Raw genomic sequence first — 6,276 nt, 5'->3', positions numbered from 1 at the left:
CTCTGCGTGGGAATGCAGCCCGGGACGCTCTGCGTCCACTGCGAAGCCGAACGCGGAGCGTCCGAAGAAGCGTTCCCACGCGGAGCATGGGAACGATCACAGGCGGGTCTCAGTCGTGATGAACCCGGGCGCGTCGATCGTTCCCACGCTCTGCGTGGGAATGCAGCCCGGGACGCTCTGCGTCCACTGCGAAGCCGAACGCGGAGCGTCCGAAGAAGCGTTCCCACGCGGAGCATGGGAACGATCACAGGCGAGTCTCAGTCGTGATGAACCCGGGCGCGTCGGAGCAATTTTTTGCAACGCTCGGACAAATGCAGCACTCGCAGATGCTTGCCGGCCTTGTTGTAGCGCTCGCGCAGAGTGTCGAGCGCGGCGATGGCGGAGTAGTCGACGAAGCTCAAATGACGACAATCGAGCGTCACTTGCGCCGGGTCGTTGGCCGGATCGAATTGGTTGAGAAATGGCGTGGTCGAGGCGAAGAACAACGTACCGTGGACCCGGTAAAGCTTGCTGCCGTCGCTCTCCAGATGACTGTCGGCGTACAGCTGCCGGGCCTGTTGCCAGGCAAAATTCAGCGCCGCGATAATGATGCCGCACAGCACGGCGGTGGCCAAATCGGTGAACACGGTAATCACCGTCACGGCGATGATCACCAGCGCATCGTTCAGCGGGACCTTGTTCATCACCCGCAGCGAGGCCCAGGCGAAGGTCTGTTGCGACACCACGAACATCACCCCGACCAATGCCGCCAACGGAATGCGCTCGATCAGCGGCGACAGGAACAGGATGAACAACAGGATCGACACCCCGGCCACCACCCCGGACAAGCGCCCGCGCCCACCGGAGCTGAGGTTGATCACTGTCTGGCCGATCATCGCGCAGCCGCCCATGCCCCCGAATACGCCGGAGACCATGTTGGCTGCCCCCAGCGCCACACATTCGCGGTCCGGGTAGCCACGGCTCTCGGTGATTTCATCGGTGAGGTTGAGGGTCAGCAGGGTTTCCAGCAGGCCCACCAGCGCCATCAGGATCGCGTACGGCGCGATGACGCGCAGGGTTTCCAGGTTCCATGGAATATCCGGCAATGCCAGCGTCGGCAGACCGCCGGCGATGTGCGCCATGTCGCCGAGGGTGCGGGTCGGCAAGCCGAGCAGATACACTGCCAGGCCCACCCCCAGAATTGCCACCAGTGCCGGCGGCACGGCGCGGGTCAGGCGTGGCAGCCCATACACGATGGCCATGGTCACGACGACCAGGCCGACCATCATGTACAGCGGCGTACCACTGAGCCAGCTTTCGCCATTCTTGAAATGCTCCAGCTGCGCCAGCGCAATGATGATCGCCAAGCCGTTGACGAAGCCGAGCATCACCGGGTGCGGCACCATGCGCACCAGTTTGCCCAGCCTGAGCAAACCGAACGCCATCATGATCAAACCACCGAGCAAGACCGTGGCCAGCAGGTACTGCACACCGTGTTGCACCACCAGCGCGACGATCACCACCGCCATCGACCCGGCAGCGCCGGACACCATGCCCGGCCGGCCGCCGAACAGCGCGGTCAGGGTGCAGATGATGAATGCACCATAAAGCCCCATCAGCGGATTGAGATGGGCGACCAGGGCGAAAGCGATGCATTCGGGCAGCAGGGCGAAAGAGGTGGTGAGTCCGGCCAGGGCATCGGCGCGCAGAATTCTTGGTTTCATGGGGGACCGCATACAGGGCAGCAAAAAGAGTGTGCGGATGTTACGGATGCACATTCACAAATGCCATCGCGGGCAAGCCCGCTCCCACAGATTCTGCGTCGCTCACCGGTTGCGTGAACCACACAATACCTGTGGGAGCTTGGCTTGCCCGCGATGAACGATGACGCAGTCCAAACCAGAAAAGAGATGCCAGGCCTATTTCAGTCGTTGAAGTTCGTTGAGGCATAAAGCGCCAGCTTGCCCTGGATAAAATCCAGAAAGCACTGAATTCGCAAGGCCAGCTGCGAGTTGCGGTAGTAAACGGCATTGATCGGTTGGCGATAGCCACTGTTGAACTCTGCCAGCAACACTTTCAAGCGGCCGGCACGAATGTCTTCGATGGTCATGTAGTGCGACAGGCTGGCGATGCCCTGCCCTTCCAGCGCCAGATGGCGGATGGTTTCACCGCTGGAGGCGCTGAGCGCCGCCTCGATCGGCCAGCGATCGCCATGCACATAACGCAACGGCCACTGGTTGAGGCCTTCGTTCTGGGTGAAGCCCAGCAAGGTATGGGCGGACAGGTCTGCCACCGCGGTCGGCGTGCCGTGTTTTTCCAGGTACGCCGGGCTGGCGACGATGTGCAACGGGCTGCAACCGAGTGAGCGCGCGTGCAGGGTCGAGTCCGCCAGCGTGCCGATGCGGATGGCGATGTCGGTACTTTGCTCCAGCAAATCGATGATCAGATCGTTGCTGTTGAGCTCAAGCTGGATGTCAGGGTAGAGCCGCCGGAATTCATCGATGTAAGGCACGATGGCGTGCAGCATGAACGGCGAGGCCGCGTTGATGCGCAAACGCCCGGACGGCGTTTGCTGGCGCGAGGACAAGCGCTCTTCGAGCTCGTCCATCTGATCGAGAATCAGCTTGGCGTGTTCGAAGAAATACTTGCCCTCCTCGGTCAGGTCCATGCGCCGGGTGGTGCGGTTGATCAGCGTGGTATCGAGCTTGGCCTCCAGCCGCGACAGCGTGCGGCTGACCGCCGACGGGGTTTGCCCGACCTGCTCGGCCGCCGCTGAAATCGATCCGCACTCAATCACGCAGACGAAAATCTGCAACTCATCGGACCTGGCTTTCACGTTTGCCCCTCATTCAAAAACTGGCTTGATAGTAGCTGGATGCGGGGCAAAAGGAACCTCAGGCCTTGAGGCCGAACACCTCGGTCAAATGCTGTTCATAACGCGCCACGTCACCTTCGATGTTCGGGCGTTTCATCACGTCCACGCTAAGGAAGGTCGGCAAACCGCTCATGCCGAGGAATTCGTTGGCCTTGTGGAACGGGAAGTACACCGCGTCCACACCTTTGCCTTCGAAGAAGTCGGTCGGGTCGTCGAAGGCTTGCTGCGGTGCGTTCCAGGTCAACGACAACATGTATTGCTTACCGTGGATCAAACCGCCGCTGCCGTACTTTTGCGACGCATCGGAACGGGTGCGGCCGTCGCTGGCGTACAGGCTGCCATGACCTTCGGTAAAGACTTCATCGATGTACTTCTTCACGGTCCACGGTGCGCCCATCCACCAGCCAGGCATCTGGTAGATGATCACGTCGGCCCAGAGGAACTTGGCGACTTCTTCAGCCACGTCGTAGCCCTCGTCGATGAACGTGGTTTTCACGTCCACGCCACCACGGTCCAGCACGCTTAACGCAGCTTCATGCAGGGTGGTGTTGTAACGGCCATCGGAGTGGGCAAATTTTTTGCCGCCATTGAGCAACAGAACTTTTTTCATGGGAGGTCTCGGGAAGGTCAGGAATCGGATGGCGGCAGATTAACGATCTGCCTCGCGCGGAATAAGCGCTCATTGCACAAAATTCATTTGACCCACACGCACGAATCAACAAGAGATTGTTGCCTTAGACTGGCGCCGATTCTGACCAGAGGACCTCCTAATGAGTGAAATCCAAGGCTTCATCCTGCATGCCAAGACCCGCCCGGAAAAATCCGCGGCCTTCGAAGCGTTTTTCAGCGACCACGTAGAAGCGAGTCGTGCCGAGCCCGGCTGCATCGAGTACCACATGCTGCGCGACAAACAGGACCCGACGCTGTTTATCTTCTATGAGATCTGGCAATCACAGGCCCATCTCGACGTGCACTCGAACCTGCCGCACATGAAGCAGTTTCTTGAGCAGCGCGATGAGTACCTGGAGCGTGACTTCGAGATCCGCGCCATCGAGATGATCAGCCCGTCGTCCGCTAGCCGCTGATCAACAAATGGCCGCCGAGCAATCCGAGGCCAATGAAGAACACACGCTTGAACAGCACGGCGCTGATCCGCTGACGCAGCCATTGCCCGAGCATCATGCCGAGCACCGCAGGAATCAGCACCAGCAGCGACGCACTCAACTCGCCCCCGCCCAAAGCCCCGCGCCACAGTAACCCGCCGGCCAGGGCGAGGGTCGAGACAGTGAACGACAGGCCCAGTGCCTGCACCAGTTCATCCTTGCTCAACCCCAGTGCCTGCATATACGGCACTGCCGGGATCACGAAGACGCCGGTAGCCGAGGTAATGACGCCGGTGACCAGACCGCAGAGCGGCCCCAGCCAACGTTCGTTGCGACTCCCCACACGCAGGGTTGGCAGAAACAGACCACTCAAGGCATACAGCATCAACGCCGCTCCCAGCCCCCGCACCACCCAGTGCCCACCGGCCATGCCGATCCACAGCGTGCCCATGCCGGTGCCAAGGAAAATCGCCAACAACATCGGCCATAACCGCTTGACCAACCCCGGCAGATGCCCTCCGAACGCCAGTTGCCAGAGGTTGGTCAAGGTGGCTGGAATAATCAGCAGAGCCGCAGCTTGCGACGGAGCCATAGCCAGACCGAGCAAGCCCATGGCAACGGTCGGCAGGCCGAGGCCGATCACCCCCTTGATCATGCCGGCCAGCAGGAAGGTGGCGATGACCAGCAATGAAAGGGCCAGACCGAGGTTTTGGTAGAACGTGACGAGCGTATTCATGGGGCTATCCTGAGCCCGGATTGGCCAGTTGAAAATCTGCCATATACTAAGGCTGACTCTTGCCTGGCAAGAGCCTGAAAAATTGATCGCGCCGACTGACGCTTTCGCGGGCAAGTCGATCCCACATCTGATCGCGTTCGCCCGGAACACCCCGGCCATCTGTGGGAGCGGGCTTGCCCGCGATGAGGCCAGTCCAGACAACGCATAACCGGCGGCTACCCATGCACTTCGACCTCACCGACCTGCGCCTCTACCTGAACATCCTCGACACCGGCAACATCACCGCCGGCGCCACGCGCAGCCATTTGTCCCTGGCAGCGGCCAGCGCGCGAATCCGCGCCATGGAGTCGTCATTGGGCACCGAGTTTCTGCAACGCGGTCGTCGCGGTGTAACGCCGACACCTGCCGGAAAAGCCCTGGCGCGGCATGCCAGGGTTTTGCTGCAACAGGCACAGCGCATGCAACAGGACCTGGCCGAATACGCCAACGGCGTCAAAGGCCAGGTCCGATTACTGTGCAACACCACGGCAATCACCGAGTACTTGCCGGAGTTGCTCGCCGACTTCCTGCGCGAACACCCCAATCTCGATATCGACCTGCAGGAACTGCCCAGCGCACGCATCACCCACGCACTGCGCCAGGGAGCGGCGGACCTCGGCGTTGTCTCCGATGCAGTGGATACCACTGACCTGCAGACCTGCGCGTTTCGCGACGACCCGTTGGTGCTGATCATGCCCCACGAACATCCCTTGGCACAGGCGAGCTCAGTGAGCTTCGCCGACACGCTGCATCACCACTACGTCGGGCTGAACGCCAATAGCGCACTGGCGGTGTACCTGGAGGAACAGGCGCTGCACGCAGGTTCACGCATGCAGATCCGCATCCGCGCCGATGGCTTCGATGGCGTGATGCGCATGGTTGCCCGCGGGGCGGGACTGGCGATCGTACCGCTGGCCGCAATCGAACGCGCCCCCATCGGACCGACCTTCAAGCGCCTCGCCCTGCAAGAACCCTGGGGCCAACGCAAGCTGTTGCTTTGTGCCCGGGACTTCGCCGCATTACCCGGCTACGCCAAGGCCCTGCTGCATGCATTGACGCTCTCCTGAGTCGTCGAACGCTGTGCGTTTCTGGACAGCTCAGTGTCGAGCACAGACAACTGAGCAAGGAACGGGCGCTATAGGGTGCGACTTCAGTTCCAGTACCCACTGCCGGAGTCATCATGACCGCACCGATTACCGTTCTTCGCGACACTCACCCGCTGCCCGTGCTCGACGCCTGCAAATGGGAAAAACTCGAAGGCGACCCGCACACCGTCAACCTGAACGCCTACACCAGTGAAGACGGCAGCAAGATCATGGGCACCTGGATCTGCACGCCGGGCAAGTGGTATGTGGACTACGTGAAATGGGAGTACTGCCACTTCCAGGAAGGCTACTGCATCATCACCCCGGAAGGCATGGCGCCGATCCACCTGCGCGCCGGTGACATTTTCATCGTCGAGCCAGGCATGAAAGGTACGTGGGAAGTGGTGGAAACCGTGCGCAAGTATTTCGTGTTCGCCTGATGGAAAAAACCGGGTGATC

General features: G+C 60.9%; 7 protein-coding genes. 3 read left to right on the top strand and 4 right to left on the bottom strand.

Annotated features, from left to right (window positions below):
* Positions 1-257: 257 nt before the first annotated feature.
* From D8U69_RS08040 to D8U69_RS08030, 3 genes are all read right to left on the bottom strand, one after another.
* Positions 258-1,703, bottom strand: coding sequence for a SulP family inorganic anion transporter (locus D8U69_RS08040; RefSeq protein WP_056854920.1), 1,446 nt, complete (start codon positions 1,701-1,703; stop codon positions 258-260).
* 200 nt (positions 1,704-1,903) lie between these two features.
* Positions 1,904-2,815: a LysR family transcriptional regulator gene (locus D8U69_RS08035; protein WP_056854919.1), complete on the bottom strand. Its 912-nt coding sequence runs from the start codon at positions 2,813-2,815 to the stop codon at positions 1,904-1,906.
* 58 nt (positions 2,816-2,873) lie between these two features.
* Complete coding sequence (locus tag D8U69_RS08030) at positions 2,874-3,464, bottom strand: NAD(P)H-dependent oxidoreductase (RefSeq protein WP_056854918.1); 591 nt, start codon at positions 3,462-3,464, stop codon at positions 2,874-2,876.
* 160 nt (positions 3,465-3,624) lie between these two features.
* On the opposite strand from D8U69_RS08030, the gene D8U69_RS08025 reads away from it, so the two are divergent.
* On the top strand, positions 3,625-3,939 hold the full coding sequence (locus D8U69_RS08025; protein ID WP_130906211.1) for a putative quinol monooxygenase: 315 nt from the start codon (positions 3,625-3,627) through the stop codon (positions 3,937-3,939).
* On the opposite strand, the gene D8U69_RS08020 is transcribed toward D8U69_RS08025, so the two are convergent.
* Entirely contained in the window at positions 3,929-4,693 is a 765-nt protein-coding gene (locus D8U69_RS08020; protein ID WP_130907069.1) for a sulfite exporter TauE/SafE family protein, read from the bottom strand. The genes D8U69_RS08025 and D8U69_RS08020 overlap by 11 nt on opposite strands.
* Before the next feature lie 221 nt (positions 4,694-4,914).
* On the opposite strand from D8U69_RS08020, the gene D8U69_RS08015 reads away from it, so the two are divergent.
* Positions 4,915-5,799, top strand: coding sequence for a LysR substrate-binding domain-containing protein (locus D8U69_RS08015; RefSeq protein WP_130907068.1), 885 nt, complete (start codon positions 4,915-4,917; stop codon positions 5,797-5,799).
* A gap of 113 nt (positions 5,800-5,912) precedes the next feature.
* Positions 5,913-6,257: a cupin domain-containing protein gene (locus D8U69_RS08010; protein WP_056854914.1), complete on the top strand. Its 345-nt coding sequence runs from the start codon at positions 5,913-5,915 to the stop codon at positions 6,255-6,257.
* Positions 6,258-6,276: the final 19 nt, after the last annotated feature.

This window comes from Pseudomonas sp. Sample_16 (assembly GCF_004307665.1).
Classification (GTDB): domain Bacteria; phylum Pseudomonadota; class Gammaproteobacteria; order Pseudomonadales; family Pseudomonadaceae; genus Aquipseudomonas.
The sequence above is the reverse complement of the archived record's forward strand: the minus strand, read 5'-3'. Positions and strand labels throughout refer to the sequence as shown.

Excerpts from the sequence above, each read along its gene's own strand:
- D8U69_RS08040 (WP_056854920.1), bottom strand. The coding sequence starts at position 1,703 with ATGAAACCAAGAATTCTGCGCGCCGATGCCCTGGCCGGACTCACCACC.
- D8U69_RS08030 (WP_056854918.1), bottom strand. The coding sequence starts at position 3,464 with ATGAAAAAAGTTCTGTTGCTCAATGGCGGCAAAAAATTTGCCCACTCC.
- D8U69_RS08025 (WP_130906211.1), top strand. The coding sequence starts at position 3,625 with ATGAGTGAAATCCAAGGCTTCATCCTGCATGCCAAGACCCGCCCGGAA.
- D8U69_RS08020 (WP_130907069.1), bottom strand. The coding sequence starts at position 4,693 with ATGAATACGCTCGTCACGTTCTACCAAAACCTCGGTCTGGCCCTTTCA.
- D8U69_RS08015 (WP_130907068.1), top strand. The coding sequence starts at position 4,915 with ATGCACTTCGACCTCACCGACCTGCGCCTCTACCTGAACATCCTCGAC.
- D8U69_RS08010 (WP_056854914.1), top strand. The coding sequence starts at position 5,913 with ATGACCGCACCGATTACCGTTCTTCGCGACACTCACCCGCTGCCCGTG.